Genomic DNA, 17,702 nt, shown 5'->3' with positions numbered 1-17,702 from the left:
CAACTGCCTTGATTCGCTTACGTGTTGATCACGGGAGTGACGGGGCCCGGTGCGGGGAGAGGGGGCGCGGCCGGGCCCTCCCGCCTGACCAGCTCCCGCGCGAACATGATCCGCAGACTGACCGCCGTGGTCGCCGCGAACGCCAGCATGCCGCAGCCGATGGCCACCCCCGCGGACAGCGCCGTGCCCCGGTCCAGCCCCAGGTACCGCTCGAACAGCAGCGCCGCGCCCACCGAGAGCACCGGCGCCAGGCACAGGGCGGCCAGATGCAGACGCCACTCCTCGCGCGCCCAGCTCCGGCCGTCCCGCCCCGCACGCCGCTGGCGGACGAGCAGCACGGCGTAGGTCACGGTGTACGGGACCAGATAGGCAACCAGCAGGCGCAAGCCTTCGGCGCCCCGGCCCAGGTGCGACCGGACGATCCAGGCCAGCGCGGCCGCGCCGGCAAGATGCACCGCGGCGAGCACCGGCGTCGGCACCCACGTCCCCCGCACCCCGGAAACCGTCCCCCGCCGGTCCATCGCCCGCGAAGCGAGCAGTGCGCCGAACGCCACCACCGACCCGAGGTGCATCACCGCGACCCGGTTGATGTCCGCCATCGACAGCCCGGGCAGCAGCCACGGCAGCGCACCCCATTCGAGGCGCAGCAGCGGCGCGGTCATCAGGAAGCCGTAGCACAGCAGCAGCCACCGCTGGTGCAGGTCGGGGAAGCGCCCGACGGCGGCGAAGATGCCGAACGTCACGCTGAGCACCGTGCCCACCAGGATGGTGGTGAGCACGATCCAGAACGCCGGCCCGCTGAACGCGTCCCGGGGCGCGGTGCGCACCAGATAGGCCGCGGCGCCCGCCATCGACGCGTACACGGTCACCGCGAACACCACGCCCACCGCCCGGTGCAGCCGGATCCGCCGCCGCACCGCCGAGAGCAGCTGGACCGGGCCGAGCAGCATCAGCACACCGCCCAGCACCGAGTGGACGATCAGCGCCACCAGACTGCGCCCGTACGGGCTGAGCCGGTCCGCGACGGCCTCGGCGACATAGCGCGGTGACACCGCCCGCGCCAGCACCCATTCGCCGAACGCCGGTGCCCCGCGCTGCGCGTACGGCCACAGTTCGGTCATCGCGACCGGCGCATAGCTCACGCAGACGGCCACGACGGCGATGGTGGCCACGCGGCGCCAGGCGACCCTCCTCGGACGGTTCACGGCGACTCCCTCGCTCCGGCCTGCCGCCACCCCGCCACCCCGCGGCCCGCGGCGCCAATAGTCCTGTCTGGACTATCGAGAAGGTAAGGGCGATCCGTCGCCGTGGTCAACGGTCGCGCGGCGGCCTCACTCCCCGCGCTGCTCCACCCACTGCCAGAAATCCACCATCATCCGCTCATACCGGATACCGAACTCCAGCGCCTCACGCTGCCCGCGGGTCAGCAACTCGCCCACACTCTCCGCGAGTTCCTCGTAATCCGCGAGGGTGCGGTGGTGCTCGGTGAGCTGCACCGGCGCGAGCACCTCCGGCCGCGCCCCGAACCACAGCTTCAGAATGCCGCGTTCCCGCGCCTCGACGGGCACGAAGGCCGGGTCGGCCAGCCAGTCCGCCAGCGCCTTCCGGCCCGCCTCGGTCAGCCGCATCAGCCGCCGGTTCCGCCCGCCCGACTGCCGCACCTCCGACAGCAGCCCCGCCGCCACCAGCCGGTCGCACTGCGCGTACACCTGCGCATGCGGCATCGACCAGAACGGCGCCACCGTGCGCGCGGCCTCGACCTTCACGTCGTACGGACTGGCCTCACCCAGCTTGTCGATGATGCCGAGCACGAGGAACGAAGGCGTGGTCAACCGGGCGACATCCATGCCGCGACCGTACCGGGTCCGAGCGGGCGGGCGAGGGCCGGTCACCGTGGCCGCCCTGCCGGCGGAAGCTGGCACACTCGTCCTCCATGAAGACGGGAACCGGCACCCTGGACGACGTGGACCACGGGCTGGTGCATGCGCTGCAGATCGACGGACGGGCGCCGTTCCGGCTCATCGGGGAGGCGCTCGGGGTGTCCGAGAGCACCGTCGCCCGCCGCTACCGCCGGCTGCGCTCCGCCGGGCCGCCACGGGATGGTCCGAGTCGACCGCGCGCCGGCGGGTGGCCGCGCTGCGCCGGGCCGGCGTGCTCACCTTCCTCGTCGACATCCCGCCCGCCGCCCTCGGCTTCCGCGCCGAGGCGCGCCTGTGGATGTCCGTACGGCCGTCCCGGCTCACCGCGGTGGCCACGGCGATGGCCGAGCACCCCGAGGTGCCCCTGGTGGCGCTGACCACCGGGCCGACGAATCTGCTCGCGGCCGTGAACTGCCGGGACTCCGTGGACCTCGCGCGGTATCTGACCGGGCGGATCGCCGCACTGGACGCGATCCGCTCGATCGAGACGGCGCCGGTCATCCGCACCGTGAAGCGGGCCGGCACCCTGCTTCCCCGTCCCGCCCGCTGACATACGCAGCGGGCGGGGTGGGTGGTGTTCCTTCCGGGAGGCACGGAGGCCTTCAGGAGACCAGCAGACTTTCAGAAGACCTGCAGACTTTCGGGAGCCTGCAGACTTTCAGGAGACCTGCAGGGCCGTGTCGTCGAGCACGAAGCTGGTCTGCAGGCTGGTGTCCTCGGTGGCGGTGAAGGTGAGCGTGATCCGCTGCCCGACGTAGGGGCTGAGGTCCAGCGTGTGCTGGGCGTAGCCGGGCGCCGCGTCGGTGTTGGACGAGCTCGTCAGGACCTTGTCACCGACCTTGACCCGGAAGGTGTCGTAGGCGGTGTTGCCGGACTCCGCAGTGTCGATGTGCAGCCAGTACGTCAGCGTCGCCCGGCTGCATCCGGCGGGCACGGTCAGCGACTGGCTGAGGGTGTCGGTCGCGGTGTAGCCGTAGCCACCGAGCCAGGCGAACCGGCTGCCGCCGTGGGCGGACTGCCCGGTGTGGGCGCCGATCGTGCCGGTGTCACCGGTCCAGGGCGAAGTCCCGTTCTCGAAGCCGCCGTTGGCGGGCAACTGCCCGGCGGTGCACCCTCCGGCGCCCTTGACCGTCAGCGAGAAGGACGTGGTGTGCGTGACCGATCCGGACCCGGACCCGGAGCCGGTGCCGGTGACCGTGACGGGATAGGTGCCGGGGGCGGTGGACGCCGTGGCGGCCACGGTCATCGTGGAGCTCGCACCGCTGGTCACCGAGCCGGGGTGGAACGAGACCGTCACGCCCGCCGGAGCGCCGGACGCCGAGAGCGCCACCGTCTGGGCTGAGCCGCTGGTGGTCTGTGTGGCGATCGTCGCGGTGAGGGACTCGCCCGGGGCGACGCTGCCGGCGGCGGGGGTGGCGGTCAGCGAGAAGTCGTTCGCGGGGGTGGAGCGGGCGACGGCGAGCTTCCACAGCGTGGACGCGATGCCGTCGACACTGCGGTCGAGTCCGGTGGCGTTGATGTTGGCGGTGGTGTCACATGACTGGTGGTAGCAGGAGTCATAGGCGCGGTTGGCCGTGCCGCCCCACTTCGCCGCCTGCGCCGAGGTCTTCCGGGCGCCGGCGCCCATCGCGTACCCGGAGGTCGGGATGCCGGCCTGCTCGAAGGAGTAGTCGTCGGACCGGCCGGCGCCTTCGGTGTTCTCCTCGGGCTGGAGACCGAGCGAGTCCCAGTACGCCTTCATCGGCTGGGCGGCGGTGGAGGTGAGGTGGTTGATGAAGTAGCCGCCGTTGGGCGAGGCGATCATGTCGAAGTTGTAGTACGCCTTGATCCGGGACCGCTCGGCGGAGGAGAGCGAACCGACGTAGAAGTCCGAGCCGTTGAGGCCCTGCTCCTCGTCCGTCCACCAGGCGAACCGGGCCCGGGCCGCCATCGCGGGGTGGCGCTCCGCGAGGGTGAGGGCGGTCTCCAGGAGGGCCGCCGAACCGGAGCCGTTGTCGTTGATGCCGGGCCCGGCCCCGACGCTGTCGAGGTGCGAGCCGAACATGTACACCGACGAGGTGTCCCCCTGGGGCCACTCGGCGATCAGGTTGGGGCCGGCCCCACTGGCGCAGCCGGAGGTGCAGGGCTGCTCGGTGACGGTGTAACCGGCCGCCTGCAGACGTCCCTTGACGTAGGCGACGGAGTCCCGGTAGCCCTGACCGCTGGATTTACGGGTGCCGCCGTTGCGGTTCGCGATGGCATTGAGCTCGCTCAGGTGCGCCTGGACCTTGGCGACGTCGATATCGGGCGCGTCGTCGGCGGCGAGAGCCCCACGGACGGGCACGGGTATGGAGGCGGCGAGGACGGGGGAGGCGGGGGCGGGTGCAGTGGGCGTGACGGATGCGATGGGTGCGGCGGAGACGGGCGCTGCGGTGAGCAGCGCGGCTGCGAGGGTGACGGCGACGGAGGCGCCGGTCACCGCGAATCTTCGTAACACCAGGGCTCCTTGAGGGGGTGGGTGAGGGGTTGGCCGGAGGCATGGGGGGTGCGCCGTGCCCGTTCGGGCGGCGGATTGCCCAGTGGGGGATGGGCATGTCCATGCCCTGCATGGCGGCCGTACCATCACACCGCCGACGCCCTGACGTCAACGGATGTCCCGCGGCGGAGCAGTGTTTGTCGGAAAACAGCAGACGATGCCCGATATCCGGGCACTTTTCGGGGGCGATGGGGCGGCAGAGGGAGCGCAGGAGCTCCGGAGGGCCGAAACGCCGAAACGCAGAAACGCCGGAGGGGCGGCCGCTGCCGCCCCTCCGGGAATGTGCGTTGCGTGCCGCGTCAGCCGACGGGTCCCGAGCCGCCCGGCCGGATACGGCCGCGCCAGGCACCGGTCTCCCGCTCACGCTGCTCGATGTACTTCTTGAAGCGCTGCAGATCGCCCTTGGTGCGATGGTCGATCAGCCCGACCATGTCCGCGGTCTTCTCCGCAGCCCCGGTCGGCTCGACCTCCATCACGAGCTGCACCCGGGTGTGGCTGTCGTCCAGGCGCTGGAAACTGACCACACCCCGCTGCCGGGTGTCGCCGCCGGTGGTCCGCCAGGCGATCCGCTCGTCCGGGAGCTGGTCGATGATCTCGGTGTCGAATTCCCGCCGGATGCCACCGATCTTGGTGGTCCAGTGGTTGTGGCGGTCGTCGAGTTGCCTGATCTCCTCGACGCCCTCCATGAATTGCGGGAACTCCTCGAACTGCGTCCACTGGTTGTAGACGGTGCGGACCGGGACCTCGACGTCTACCGTCTCCTTCACCGTGCTCATGTCCACTCCTCCTCAGTGGTGGCGAAATTCCGGTTCGGCGACCCGGCGTGCGCAGTCCGCACCGGGCCGGCGCTCCACCGGGTACCCGCCTCCACCGCCCCTATCCATGGCGGTGGAGGATTTCGAGGGCATGGAGGGTTCCCGGTGGCTCCGGGGATTGGGAGGGGCGGAGGAGGGAACTGCCGCCCGGCATTCGGAGGGGCCGGGAGGAGGGGACCGCCGCCCGGCGTCAGCGGTCGGTGAGCATGCCGGTGCGCAGCCGGGAAAGAATGCGGGACAGCAGCCGCGAGACATGCATCTGGGAGACGCCGAGTTCCGCGCCGATCTCCGACTGGGTCAATTCCTGTCCGAACCGGAGCTCGATAAGACGGCGTTCGCGGTCGTCGAGCGTCTGCAGCAGAGGTGCCAGGGTGTGGAGGTCCTCAACCGTCTCCATGCCCGGGTCCTCCTCCCCGAGGACATCGGCCAGCGGGCGGCGCTGATCGGCGGGATCGGGGTCGGTGGGGGTGTCGAGCGAGCCCGCGGTGTAGCCATTGGCGGCCACCAGCCCCTCGATGACCTCCTCCTCCGACAGGCCCAGATGTCCGGAGAGTTCGCGAACGGTGGGTTCCCGGTCGAGCTCGTTGTGCAACTGCTCCTTCGCCTTGGCCAGTTCGCTGCGGAGTTCCTGGAGACGGCGGGGGACATGCACGGCCCACCCGGTGTCGCGGAAGAAACGCTTGATCTCCCCGAGGATGTAGGGGACGGCGAAGGTGGAGAATTCGACCCCACGGGCGAGATCGAAACGGTCGATCGCCTTGATCAGCCCGATGGTGCCGACCTGGATGATGTCTTCCATGTCGTCACCACGGCTGCGGTAACGGCGGGCCACATAGCGCACCATCGACATGTTCATCTCGATGAGCGTGTTGCGGACGTATTGGTACTCGTGCGTGCCTTCTTCGTATTCCTGGAGTCGCGCGAAGAACAGCTTGGAGAATTCGCGCGCGTCACTGGGGGCCACCGCACTCGGGCACGGCACCTCCGGCAGATCCGCGGTCAGTTCGGTGTGCTGCTCGGTTGCGGTGTCATTCACGACGGTGGTCATCACGCCCTCCTGCGCGCCCGACACGCTCGGGCGCCGCAGCGGCCGCCTACCCGCCCCAACAAAAGTCATGCGTCCTTTCCGATCTGGCGTCACGTCATGCGTCAACGACGGGGAGCCCCGGACCGGCCAAGACACCACCGGTGGGGACACCGGGCGGCCTGAAGTTGACGGTGCGGGGCCCGGGCCGGGTGCCAAGCTGATGGGGCGGGGCCCGGGGCGCGGGCATCTCCGGCCATGCGCGGGAATACCGTCCCCCGCCCCCGCGTTGTGGCCTGCAAGGGGCGCGTCCGACCCCTACGGGATCTGTTCGACCACCCCCTACGGGTCTCCCCCACCCCCCACGGGTCTCCCTCACCCCTACGCGTCCCCACGCTCTGCGGGCTTCTCCCGCCGGAGCCGCCACACCGGCCCACCGCGTTCAGCCCACGGGCTCCAGGCACGCCGAGGCTCAAACTGTCCGGGCGTTCAAGCTGCCCGGATGGTCAAGCCGCCTGGGTGAGTTCGGCGCGGCCGAAGAGGAGTGCGTATCCGGAGGGGAGCCGGGCGAGTACGCGGGTGAGGAGTTCCGGGCCGGCGAGCTGGGCGACGGTGTTGAGGACCGCGCCGGTGTCCCAGCGGGTGGTGGCCGCGGTGCCGCCGGTGCGGGCGGCGAGGTCCTTCACGAAGCCCCAGCCGGTGAGGCGTTCGCCGTCGGTGCAGGGAATCTCGGCGGTGAACGCCAGGGCCGCCTCGACAGGCAATCGGGCCGCGAGCTCGACGCGTTCGTCACCGGTGAGCTGCCGCCCGAGTGCCGCCAGCACGGCGCGTACGACTTCCTCGGCTCGCTCCCGGGTGGGGTACGCCCCTTCGTACCGGACCCGTTCCAGCATCTGGTCGAACGTCATGCCCGGTGCGGGCCGACCCGTTTCAGGCTGGGTGTACATCGGTTACGCGGTCGCCTTTCTCGTCTTCTTCTCGTCAATTGGTCAACGGGAAATGCATGGTCGGTCACATGACCGGCCGCCGGGGCCGGCCACGGACGCGGTGGGGGCAGGGCCGATCGAATCGACCCAATCGACCGAATCGGCCGAACCGATCGCGGCGTGCGCCCTGCGGGGCGCCGGGGACCTCGCCCAGTTGCTCAGTCGGTGGGCGGTTGCTGTCCCGCGCTCCCGCCAATGGTGATCCTGCGGGGCTCGGTGCGTTCGGCGACCGGGATGCGCAGGGTCAGCACGCCGGCGTCGTAGGCGGCCGTGATGTGCTCGGTGTCGAGGGTGTCGCCCAGGACGATCTGCCGGGAGAAAACGCCCAGCGGGCGTTCGCTCAGGTGCATCCGCACGTCGTCCGTCTCTGCGGTCGGTCGGCGTTCGGCCTTGACGGTCAGCACGTTCCGCCGGACGTCGATGTCGATCGCGTCGGGGGAGACGCCCGGCAGATCGAGCGCGATCACGAGCTCCCCGCCCGCGCGGTAGGCGTCCATCGGTATCGGGGAAGGCCTCGACCAGGTGCCGGAAACGCCCAGGAGCGCCTGGGTGGACCGGTCGAGCGGGTGGCACGGGTCGGTGCGCATCAACATCGTGAAACACCTCCAGTGGCTTCGGGCGGCAGTGCCTGCCAATGCGCTCACCTACTCCTCAGTTGTAGCATGTCGTCGACTCGTTGACAACTATCATGTCGTCCAAAGGGTGACAGGCCGCGGGGCTCTCGATTCACTTGCCGTCCCCGCCCTCCGCCGTCACCCGCGAGGGTGAGAAGCCGATTCGTCGGCCTCCCGGCAACTGCCGTCCCGCGCAACGGGGCAGGCTGAGGGGCGGAGGCTTCGGGTGGCGACACGCCGGGTCGGCCACCGGCGCGCGGAAGGTCGGTGCGCGCCGGCCGTGAGCCTCGGTGGGGGCGCCTGAGAGGGGTCAACTCCCGGTTTCTGGACGGCAGTTCGGATTGGCTCGTACTGGCGTGCGGGCGACCTCCACTCAAGGAGGTGGCGTGGGGTAGCGAAACCTCGAAGTAGGTCCGAACCCCACCCCCGCAACAACTAGCGTGCGTGCTCCGCGAACTGCCAACGGCCGATCCGGAGGGCGCCGTGCCTACTGCATTCCCCCAGGGGACCCAGACGTCCCAGGAGGCTCCAAGATCCCCAGGGACCCAGGGCTCCTCAGGGCCCGCCCCCGTACCCGTGGCCGCTCCGGCACCCGTCGCCGCCCGGCGCCGCGAGCGCGAGGGCGGACGGCACGGCCGGGCCTCCTTCCCGGAGTCGGCCGCCGACTCGGCGATACGGTCCCGCCTGGTCCGGCTCGCCGCCGTACCGTGCCTCCTCGTCGCCGTCATCTGCACCGCCGTCGCCGCCTTCGTCGTCCAGGCGGGCGGAGCGCGGCTCACCGGACGCGAATGGGTGGTCCTCTCCGGCGGCCTCGTCGTGGTCTGCGTCATCGTGCTCACCGCGGGCGCCGCCGCCAACTCCGAGGCCCGCGCCGCCGTTGCGCGCTACGCCCGGCTGCGCCAGGTCTGCGCCCGCAGCCAGTCCGACCTCTACGACCTGCTGGACCGGGTCCGCCAGGGCGAATGGCTCCCGCGCCGGGAACCCGAGAACGGCCCCGAGCCCACCGGCGACACCCTCGACCTGCTCGCCCACGAAGTCGCCGCCGCCGGCCGGGCCGCCGAGTCCGCCGTCATCGACGCGGTCGCCATCGCCCGCAGCAACGCCAGCGGCAGCGAGCAGAAGGTCGAGGTCTTCGTCAACCTCGCCCGCCGGCTGCAGTCCCTCGTACACCGCGAGATCGAGTTGCTCGACGAACTGGAGAACCAGGTCGAGGACCCCGACCTGCTCAAGGGCCTCTTCCACGTCGACCACCTCGCCACCCGCATCCGCCGGCACGCCGAGAACCTCGCTGTCCTCGGCGGCGCGATCTCCCGCCGCCAGTGGAGCCGCCCGGTCTCCATGACCGAGGTGCTCCGCTCCTCGATCGCCGAGGTCGAGCAGTACCCCCGCATCAAGCTCGTGCCGCCGATCGAGGGCACCCTGCGCGGCCACGCCGTCGCCGACGTCATCCACCTGCTCGCCGAACTCGTCGAGAACGCCACCATCTACTCCGCCCCGCAGACCCCCGTCCTGCTGCGCGCCCAACTCGTCACCGCCGGCCTCGCGGTCGAGGTCGAGGACCGGGGCCTCGGCATGTCGGCGGACGAGCAGAGCCGGATGAACGCCCTCCTCGCCGACCCCGACCACATCGACGTGGCCGAGCTGCTGAGCGACGGCCGGATCGGGCTCTTCGTCGTCTCCTCGCTGGCCCGGCGGCACGGCATCGTCGTCCGGCTGCAGAGCAACATCTACGGCGGCGTCCAGGCCGTGCTGATCGTCCCGCAGGGGCTGCTCGGCGCGGAATCCGCCGAGGAGGCGGACGACGCCGCCGGCCCGCGCCCCGCCGTCTCACCGGACGGTGACCCCGCCCGCAACCACGGGGGCTACGACAGCTATGACAGTTACGCCCCCGACGAGGACCCGGCGGGCGGCGGCCGGGACTTCGGACACGACCGCCACACGCCCCGTGCCCCGCACGCTCCCGATGCCCCCCACACCCCCCACACCCCCCGTGCCCCCCATGCCCCCCACACCCCCCACGCGCCCCACACCCCCCACGCGCCCCACACCCCCCACGCTCCTCACGCCCCTCATGCCCCCCACGCCCGCCCGGACCCCGTCGACGCGGGCACCCGGACCGTGACCATTCCTGCCCCCACGCCCGACCCGGACTCGCCCGCCGCCCGCCGCCGGCTGGTGCGTGCCGCGGACGGCCCCGCCCCCGACCTCCCCCGCTCCGAGGCGACCGGCGTCGAACGGCACACCGCCACCCCCTCCGTCGAGGACGGCCCCGCCGAACGGCCCGCCGCCCCGGGCCCGGTGGTCCTCCCGCCCGCACCCGCCCCCGTGGACAACAGCGCCCGCCCCCGGCTGCCCCGCCGGCGCAAGCAGACCCATCTCGTCCCCGAGCTGCGCGGCGACCCGATCCTGCCGTCCGCCGCCCGCCGCGACGGCCCCGAGCTGGAGCACGACCCCGGTCTGATGGCCGCCTTCCGGCGCGGATTCAGCCTCGCCGACGACAGCTACGCCGACACCGACGGCACCGCCCCGGGCCTGCGTGACGGCATCGGCAACCCGGGCGGCAACGACCTGCACCACGACCGTGACCACGACGCCCCGATGGCGCGCCCCCGAGGAGACGACCACAACCATGGTGAGTGATGTGCGTACGCAGGCGCATTTGCAGCGGCAGACAGGCCAGCAGACCGATCTGTCCTGGCTGCTGACCGGGCTGGTACAGCGCGTACCGCACGCCCGCAGCGCGCTCCTGCTGTCCTCGGACGGCCTGGTCAAGGCCGCCCATGGCTTCGAACCGGACAGCGCCGACCACATGGCCGCCCTGGCCTCCGGCCTCTACTCCCTCGCCCGCAGCGCCGGGGTCCGCTTCGGCGACGGCGACAACGTCCTGCAGGTCGTCGTCGAGCTCGAATCCAGCTTCCTGTTCGTCTCCACCGCCGGATCGGGCGCCTGCCTGGCGGTGCTCGCCGGCCGCGAGGCCGATGTGGCGGTGCTCGGCTACGAGATGTCGATGCTGGTCAAGAGCGTCCGCCCGTACCTGGCCACCCCCGCGCGCCATCAGGCGTCCGCGGGCGGTCGTTGACCATGACCGTGCGTCGCCGGCAACGGCAGGGCGGGGACCCGTGGTACGACGACGCGGCGGGCCGGCTGGTCCGCCCGTACACCGTCAGCAACGGCCGGACCCGTCCCACGGCGCACTTCGACCTGCTGACCATGGTGATGGCCACCGGCCGGAAGCCCGTCGCGTGCCAGGGCCCCGACTACGCCCAGGTGCTCGGGCTGTGCGGCGGGCCGGTGTCGGTCGCCGAGATCGCCGCCCACATACGGTTGCCCGCCGTGGTCACCAAAGTGCTCCTCGCCGACCTCGTCGACTGCGGGGCGCTCACCGCGCGGGCCCCCGCGGCCGTTTCCGCCGGGCCCGCGTCCCGTACCGACCGAGCCCTGCTGGAGGCGGTGCTGAATGGACTTCGCAAACGACTGTGACCCCCGTGCCCAGGGGGAGAACGCGACCGACCTCTTCCCGACCGCGCTCAAGATCCTGGTCGCGGGCGGCTTCGGGGTCGGCAAGACGACCTTCGTCGGAGCGGTGAGCGAGATCGAGCCGCTCAGCACGGAAGAGCTGCTCACCCAGATCAGTGTCGGCACCGACGACCTGGCGGGCGTCGAGGACAAGAACACCACCACCGTCGCCATGGACTTCGGGCGGATCACGCTCGGTCCCGCACACGTGCTGTACCTCTTCGGGACGCCGGGCCAGCAGCGGTTCTGGTTCATGTGGGACGAGTTGTCCAACGGTGCGCTCGGCGCGGTCATCCTTGCCGACACCCGGCGCCTGGACCAGTGCTTCGCCGCCGTCGACTTCTTCGAGCGGCGGGGCATCCAGTTCATCGTCGCGGTCAACGAGTTCGACGGCTCCTTCCACTACGAGCCGGACGAGGTCCGCGCCGCCATGGACCTCTCCCCACAGACCCCCGTCGTGCTCTGCGACGCCCGACAGTGCAGCTCGGCCACCCATGTCCTGGTTTCGCTCGTCGAGCATCTGCTCACCCCCGTCCTCGCCGCGTCCCCGGAGCTGCCATGAACCACCCCGCCTCCCGCGTCCCGTACGTCTCCTACGACCCGACCCGCCATCTGCTGCTGACCCCGCAGGACGACGAGGCCCCGGCGCGGGTGGCCCGGCTGCGCGCCCTCGGGATCGGTGACTCCCCGCTGCCCGCGTTCGACGAGTTCGCGCGCAAACTCGCCCGCACCACGCGGGCGCCGTATTCGATGGTCAACTTCATCGACGAACACCGGCAGTACTTCGCCGGTCTTTACACCCCGGCCCAGGACCAGGCCGTGGAACTGGGGCCGGCGCCCGCCAGCGCCCAGCCGGGCCGGGTGATGGACCGTGACCACGGCTACTGCCCGCATGTCATCGTCCGCCGCAAGGCCCTGGTCCTCGAGGACGTCTGCGATTACCCGCGCTTCGCCGGCAACCCCGTCGTCGACGAGATCGGCATCCGCTCCTACCTCGGCGCGCCGCTGATCGACCGTACGGGTATGGCCCTGGGCACCGTGTGTGTGGTGGATCTGGAACCGCGTCCGTGGGGCCGGGAGGGACTGGAAACCATCAAGTCGATGGCCGCCGAACTCGTCGAGCAGATCCACCGGATGGAACAGCGGAAGCAGGAGAGCCCCTGACCGCTCCCTGATCCTTGCCCCGGCCTTTCCCCGATCCGTGTCCTGATCTTTTCCCGATTTTTCCGTGCCGCGGCCCCGGCGTCCTGCCGGTGGCCGCGGTGCCGTGTCCGGCGCCCGCGCTCAGCGCAGCCGGGCGAACCAGGAGCGCTGGCGGGAGGAGCCGGTGCGCTGGCTCGGCACGGTGGGCGGCGCGCCCTCGCCGGTCCGGGCAGCTTCGGCGGCTTCTTCGTCGTCCGGCCACTCCGAAGGTGCCAGCCGCAGCTGCTCGGCGAGCCGGCTGGACCACTCGCCCTTGGCCCGGCCCAGGGCGAATTCGCCCAGGCGCAGCAGCTGGATGTCGGAGGTGCCGGCCGGCGCGAAGATGTGGTGGGCGTCGCGCAGGAAGCGCTCGATCGGCCGGTCGGTGAACAGCCCGCACCCGGCGTGGATGTCCATCGCGTCCCGCGCCGACTCCAGCGCCGACTCCACGTTCACCAGCTTGGCGTTCATCAGCTCCGCATCGCACGGCAGCCCCTGGTCCAGCAGGTGCACGGCGTGGTACGCGGCGAGCCGGGCGAGCAGCAGCCGCGACTGGATGCGGCCGAGCTTGAGCTTGATGTTGCCGAGTTCGGCCAGCGGTTTGCCGTACCGCTGCCGCTCCGCGCAGAACGTCGTGGTCTCGTCCAGCACCGCCTGGTGGATGCCCAGGGAGACGGCGGTGAGGTTGGGGCGCCCGTACAGCACGCTGGAGGAGTACGCCACGGACAGCCCGTCGCCCTCCCGGCCCAGCAGATTCGCCGCGGGGACCCGGCAGTTGTCGAAGAACAGCTCGCCGAAGCTGAAGCCGTGCAACCCCATCGCCTGCTGCTGCGGACCGACGCGGAACCCGGGGGTGCCGGACTCGACGAGGAACGCGGACAGGCCCTTGGAGCCCTCGCCGGTACGGACCACGACGCCGTGCAGGTCCCCGACGTGGCTGTTGCCGACGTAGATCTTGCGGCCGTTGAGGATGTAGTCGTCGCCGTCCCGGACCGCCGTGGACGTCATACCCAGTACATGACCGCCCGAGTGCGGTTCGGTCACGGCGATGGTCGGCAGGCAGTCGCCCGAGGCGATGGCCGGCAGCCAGGTCTTCTTCTGCTCCTCGTTGCCGAAATGGACGATCTTGGCGACGCCCAGCTGGGACGCCTGCGCCATGGCGCCCATCGCCCCACTGACCCGCGACAGCTCCTCGATGATGAGGGTCTTGGCGACGTGCCCGGCGCCCATGCCGCCGTACGCCCGGTGTATGGTCACGCCGATCCACCCCTGGCGGGCGATCCGGCGCGAAAGGTCGTGGCAGACGGTACGGCTCGCCTCCATCTCCGCGATCCGGGGCCGGACCTCCCTCTCGGCGAAGTCCCGTACCCGGAGCCGGAGTGCTTCGTGTCGCTGGTCCGTGAAGTGGCGATGCAAGACAAGCCCTCCTCCGCGATCTTCCCCGCGCTGATCGCACCCCGCCTCGGGACGGCACCGGTGGCACCGTCTGCACTGGTCGTTCCGGAACGTGATCCATCGCTTACCGCGTGCAATACCCGTTGGCATACCTACTCCGGCCCACGCAAAACATCAACTGACGGGTATTGCCGGAGGAGTTGGAGTGCGGAGCGCTGGCGCACAACCCCCGGACGGTGAAGCGCGTGGTGGGGGGGTGGGGGGGGCCCCCCAGCCCCCCCCCCCCCCCCCCCCCCCCCCCGCGGGGGGGGGGGGGGGGGGGGGGCGGCGCGGCCCCCCCCCCCCCCCCCACCACCCCACGCCACCCCCACCGTGCGGCGGCCGTTGACGGGTCAGTGCGCCGGTGCGCAGCAGGACTCCCGGCGCTGCTGCCGGCCCACCTCCAGCCAGTCCGTCCCGGCCGACCGGAGCGCCCCTAGGGCCGGCGCGGGGAAGGATTCGGTCAACTCCCGCTGGGTGACCACCCGTCCGCCGCGCAGCACCGCCGAGGTCCGTACCAGCGTGTCGAAGTCCTCGAACGGATTGCCGTCCACCACCGTCATGTCACCGAGCTTGCCGACCTCCAGCGTGCCGAGGTCCCGTTCCGCGCCGAACACCCGGGCGGGCAGCGCGGTCGCGGTGCGCAGCGTGCGGGCCACCCCGAGGCCACCGCGGTGCAGCGCGCGCAGCGCCAGATGCAGTCCCAGCCCCACCGGCACCAGTGGCTGGTCGGTGCCCAGCGCGACCAGCCCGCCGCCGTCCAGCACCCGCCGGTAGACCCCGGTCTCGGTGGCGATGTCGGACAGCTGGGCCGGCGTCGGCCGGTGACCGGCGTTCTCCCGGATCACCGCGGTGTCCCAGGGCGGCATCAGCCGGGTGACCCGTACGTCGTCCGCCAGCGCCGGTTCCTCGCCGAGCAGCGCCGTCGCGGAGAACGGGGTCGCGATCAGATGGAAGTCGCTGCCCGTGTAGACCCCCTCGACGTCCTGGTAGGCGTGCCCGGAGCCGGACACCGCGTGCCCGAACTCCAGTCGCTGGGTGGCCTGCAGATGGGTCGTCAGGTCCTGGCCGAGCTGGAGGCCCGGGGTGAGCAGATGGCTGCCGGCCCGCACCCCGAGCTGCTGGTGCGCGAACCGCGCGGCCTCCGCCATCACCCAGCCCGGCGCACGGACATAGGTCTTGACGAAATCCCAGTCCAGGGCCGCGCCGCGGTCCAGCGAGCGCCGCAGCCCCTCCTTCGTCCGGTGCGCCCGCCCCATGCTGTACGCCACCCGGCCGCCGTCCAGCAGCTCCCCGCAGGTCAGCAGCCGCGGCCCGGCCAGCACCCCGGCCGCCACCGCCTCGCGGAGCCGGGCCTGTTCGTAGGAGAAACCGCCGCAGGAGACCGCGGTGGTGATCCCGTACGCCAGCTGCAGCGCGGTCTGCCGGCCGCCGTACGTGAGCTGCCAGGGGTGGGTGTGCGCGTCCCACAGGCCCGGCAGCACCGTCCGCTCCGAGGCGTCCACCCGCCGCGCGGCACCGGACCGGGTGGTGCGGTGCGGGCGGACCGCCGTGATCCGCCCGTCCCGCACCACCACGTCGACGTCCTCCCGCACCGTCTCGCCGGTGCCGTCCCAGAAGGTCCCCGCGTGCACGACGGTGTCCCGGGCGCGCGCCGGCTCGGGGGAGAGGGACAGCGCAACGGTCCGGGCCGGGCCGCCGGACACCGGCACCAGCCGCAGCCGCCCCGCCGAGAGGTAGAGGAGCGTGCCGGAGTCCCCGGACCACGACGGATGGTCGGCGCACTCGTCGGTCAGCTGCCGCGGCGCACCGTCCGGCGTGCCGTCGGGCCGCACCGGCAGCACCCAGAGCGCGGACTCGGCGATCACCGCCATCCAGCGTCCGTCGGGCGACCACACCGGCCCCGAGTCATAGCGGTCGGCGATCGAGACGTGTTCGGCGACGGAGAACACCCGGCCCCGGCCGGTCCCGGCGTCCAGGACGCGGATGACGTTGTAGCCCTCGCGGAAGCGGCGGTTGAGGCGGTTGCGGTCGCAGTACGCCAGATAACGGCCGTCCGGCGACCAGCTGGGGCGGCCCGGCAGCCCGCCGGCGCCCATGGGTGCGGCCAGCACGGTCTCCTTGCCGTCGGCCAGCGTCCGTACCACGAGATTTCCCGACATGTCGAGCGCGGCCAGCCGCCCGCCGTCCGGGGACAGTGCCGGCTGCACCCGGCCGCCGGTGGCCAGCACGCGCTCCTCGCCGGTGGCGACCTCCCGCCGGCGCACCGCGAACAGCCCGTCCCGGTCGTCCGTGTAGAGCAGCGCCCGGCCGTCGCGCGACCAGCTCGGCGCGGACACGTACCGGGTGGTCCCGGCCCGGACGATCCGGCGCGGTGCGCCACCGCCCGAAGTGGGAGCGAGCCACAGGGAGTTGAGTGCGGCGAAGGCCACCGTGCGGCCGTCGGGGGAGAGCGCGGGGAGGTGCACCCCGCGCACCGGTCCGGCGCTGGTCCGCTCGAAACCGTAGTCCTTGACGCGGTAGCCGGGGCGGGAAAGCGGCAGCCGCGCGCTGAACGGCACGGTCTCGGCGTGCTGCGGAGCGTCCGGCCGGACGATCCGGAACTGCCCGCCGACCGTCAGCAGCAGCTCGTCCCGAGAGATCCAGCGCGGCGGCACCGGCTCCACGTCCCCGTCCACCGCGACCACCCGGCCGTCGACCACCAGCGCACAGGTCGGCCCCGGGTAGTCCGTGGTCCGCAGATACGCCAGCCGGCCCGCGGGGGAGAGCGTCGGCACCAGCACCTGGGCGGCCGCCGTCCCGGTGTGCTCGGTGCGGACCGCGCCGCTGCCGTCGGCCGCCACCGAGGCCACCGTGCGCGAGACCAGCGCGGTGCCGGACACCGTGCCCCGGACGAAGAAGAGCCGCGCACCGTCCGGCGACCAGCAGGGGTCGAAGTCCTCCCAGGCGCCGTCCTGGTGCGGGCCGTCCTGGCCCGGCAGCCCGGTCACCCGGGTCAGCCGGCCGGTTCGCACCTCCAGCACCCATAACCGGTACGGGCTGCCGGTCACCGGGTCTCCGCCGCGCTCCGAGGCGAAGGCGATCCGGGTCCCGTCCGGCGACCAGGTGGGGCCGCGGTCGTCCCAGGGCCCGTCGGTGAGCTGCCGGAGGTCCGAGCCGTCGGCGGCCAGTGTCCACAGGTGGAAATTGCCGCCCCGGTAGGCACAGACCGCGATCCGGCGGCCGTCGGGGGAGTGCACCGGACGGGTCGGCTCCAGATCGGGCGGGGTCAGCGCCACCGCCTCGCCGCCGGCCCGGGGCAGCGACCACAGGACGTTCTGCACCTCGGCGACCAGCCGGTCGCCGGCCGGGGCGAGTGAGGCCGCGCCGTTGGTGGCGGCCGTGAAGGAGAGCGCACCGCCGGACGCGCCGGAGTCCCGGGCCGGGGCGGCCGAGGCGCCCGCGGTGACCCCGGCCAGGCCCGCCGTGGCCGCGGCCGACGCCGTGCCCTGCAGAAACCTGCGGCGGGAGAGGGGCCCGGTCCGAAGGGGCGGGGGAGCGGGTGCGTCGGAAGTGTTCTCGAAACCGTCCGTGGTGTCCAACGATCCTCCTGTGAACGGGAGTTGCGGCACAGGCGCCGGGAAAGAACCGGCTGATCGTGTCACGGCCCGCACCCGCCCGGCCAACCCCGCCACGCGCGCCCCGTGGCGCTCCGCCG

At 72.2% G+C, this 17,702-nt stretch carries 15 protein-coding genes and 1 pseudogene; 7 read left to right on the top strand and 9 right to left on the bottom strand.

Annotated features, from left to right (window positions below):
• Positions 1-17: 17 nt before the first annotated feature.
• Both ACGF4C_RS15900 and ACGF4C_RS15895 read right to left on the bottom strand, forming a co-directional pair.
• A complete protein-coding gene (locus tag ACGF4C_RS15900) occupies positions 18-1,205 on the bottom strand; it encodes a DUF2306 domain-containing protein (RefSeq protein WP_393566665.1) in 1,188 nt (395 codons plus the stop codon).
• 126 nt (positions 1,206-1,331) lie between these two features.
• Positions 1,332-1,847: a helix-turn-helix transcriptional regulator gene (locus ACGF4C_RS15895; RefSeq protein WP_393566663.1), complete on the bottom strand. Its 516-nt coding sequence runs from the start codon at positions 1,845-1,847 to the stop codon at positions 1,332-1,334.
• Positions 1,848-1,933: 86 nt separating this feature from the next.
• Between ACGF4C_RS15895 and ACGF4C_RS15890 the strand changes: the two are divergent.
• Together ACGF4C_RS15890 and ACGF4C_RS15885 are read left to right on the top strand one after the other, a co-directional pair.
• Positions 1,934-2,029, top strand: a pseudogene (locus tag ACGF4C_RS15890) (AsnC family protein); the annotation flags it as partial.
• A 98-nt stretch (positions 2,030-2,127) separates the two neighbouring features.
• Positions 2,128-2,469 (top strand): Lrp/AsnC family transcriptional regulator, encoded by a 342-nt coding sequence (locus ACGF4C_RS15885; protein WP_393566661.1) that lies wholly within the window; start codon positions 2,128-2,130, stop codon positions 2,467-2,469.
• 108 nt (positions 2,470-2,577) lie between these two features.
• Here the strand turns inward: ACGF4C_RS15885 and ACGF4C_RS15880 are convergent, their stop codons facing one another.
• The 5 genes from ACGF4C_RS15880 to ACGF4C_RS15860 form a co-directional block, all read right to left on the bottom strand.
• Complete coding sequence (locus ACGF4C_RS15880) at positions 2,578-4,248, bottom strand: M28 family peptidase (RefSeq protein WP_393566931.1); 1,671 nt, start codon at positions 4,246-4,248, stop codon at positions 2,578-2,580.
• A 485-nt stretch (positions 4,249-4,733) separates the two neighbouring features.
• A complete protein-coding gene (locus tag ACGF4C_RS15875; RefSeq protein WP_393566660.1) occupies positions 4,734-5,210 on the bottom strand; it encodes an SRPBCC family protein in 477 nt (158 codons plus the stop codon).
• Between the two features lie 229 nt (positions 5,211-5,439).
• A complete protein-coding gene (locus ACGF4C_RS15870) occupies positions 5,440-6,297 on the bottom strand; it encodes an RNA polymerase sigma factor SigF (RefSeq protein WP_393566659.1) in 858 nt (285 codons plus the stop codon).
• A gap of 482 nt (positions 6,298-6,779) precedes the next feature.
• Positions 6,780-7,220, bottom strand: coding sequence for a DUF2267 domain-containing protein (locus tag ACGF4C_RS15865; RefSeq protein ID WP_393566657.1), 441 nt, complete (start codon positions 7,218-7,220; stop codon positions 6,780-6,782).
• A gap of 197 nt (positions 7,221-7,417) precedes the next feature.
• Complete coding sequence (locus tag ACGF4C_RS15860; protein ID WP_393566656.1) at positions 7,418-7,852, bottom strand: Hsp20/alpha crystallin family protein; 435 nt, start codon at positions 7,850-7,852, stop codon at positions 7,418-7,420.
• A 597-nt stretch (positions 7,853-8,449) separates the two neighbouring features.
• Between ACGF4C_RS15860 and ACGF4C_RS15855 the strand changes: the two genes are divergently transcribed.
• The 5 genes from ACGF4C_RS15855 to ACGF4C_RS15835 are packed head-to-tail and all read left to right on the top strand — an operon-like array spanning position 8,450 to position 12,553.
• Positions 8,450-10,513: a sensor histidine kinase gene (locus ACGF4C_RS15855; RefSeq protein ID WP_393566654.1), complete on the top strand. Its 2,064-nt coding sequence runs from the start codon at positions 8,450-8,452 to the stop codon at positions 10,511-10,513.
• Entirely contained in the window at positions 10,503-10,952 is a 450-nt protein-coding gene (locus ACGF4C_RS15850) for a roadblock/LC7 domain-containing protein (RefSeq protein WP_310724521.1), read from the top strand. The genes ACGF4C_RS15855 and ACGF4C_RS15850 overlap by 11 nt, the downstream gene beginning before the upstream one ends.
• A gap of 2 nt (positions 10,953-10,954) precedes the next feature.
• Positions 10,955-11,353: a DUF742 domain-containing protein gene (locus ACGF4C_RS15845; RefSeq protein WP_310724522.1), complete on the top strand. Its 399-nt coding sequence runs from the start codon at positions 10,955-10,957 to the stop codon at positions 11,351-11,353.
• A complete protein-coding gene (locus tag ACGF4C_RS15840) occupies positions 11,331-11,951 on the top strand; it encodes an ATP/GTP-binding protein (protein ID WP_393566653.1) in 621 nt (206 codons plus the stop codon). Before ACGF4C_RS15845 ends, ACGF4C_RS15840 begins: the two co-directional genes overlap by 23 nt.
• Positions 11,948-12,553 (top strand): GAF domain-containing protein, encoded by a 606-nt coding sequence (locus ACGF4C_RS15835; protein ID WP_393566651.1) that lies wholly within the window; start codon positions 11,948-11,950, stop codon positions 12,551-12,553. Before ACGF4C_RS15840 ends, ACGF4C_RS15835 begins: the two co-directional genes overlap by 4 nt.
• A gap of 120 nt (positions 12,554-12,673) precedes the next feature.
• Here ACGF4C_RS15835 and ACGF4C_RS15830 read toward each other — a convergent pair whose 3' ends face one another.
• Both ACGF4C_RS15830 and ACGF4C_RS15825 read right to left on the bottom strand, forming a co-directional pair.
• Complete coding sequence (locus ACGF4C_RS15830) at positions 12,674-13,987, bottom strand: acyl-CoA dehydrogenase family protein (RefSeq protein ID WP_393566649.1); 1,314 nt, start codon at positions 13,985-13,987, stop codon at positions 12,674-12,676.
• A gap of 371 nt (positions 13,988-14,358) precedes the next feature.
• Positions 14,359-17,586, bottom strand: coding sequence for an amidohydrolase family protein (locus tag ACGF4C_RS15825; RefSeq protein ID WP_393566647.1), 3,228 nt, complete (start codon positions 17,584-17,586; stop codon positions 14,359-14,361).
• Between the last annotated feature and the right edge of the window lie 116 nt (positions 17,587-17,702).

The sequence above is a fragment of the Streptomyces sp. NPDC048197 genome (assembly GCF_043202395.1).
Lineage (GTDB): Bacteria > Actinomycetota > Actinomycetes > Streptomycetales > Streptomycetaceae > Streptomyces > Streptomyces siderophoricus.
This window is presented reverse-complemented; position numbering and strand designations above follow the sequence as displayed.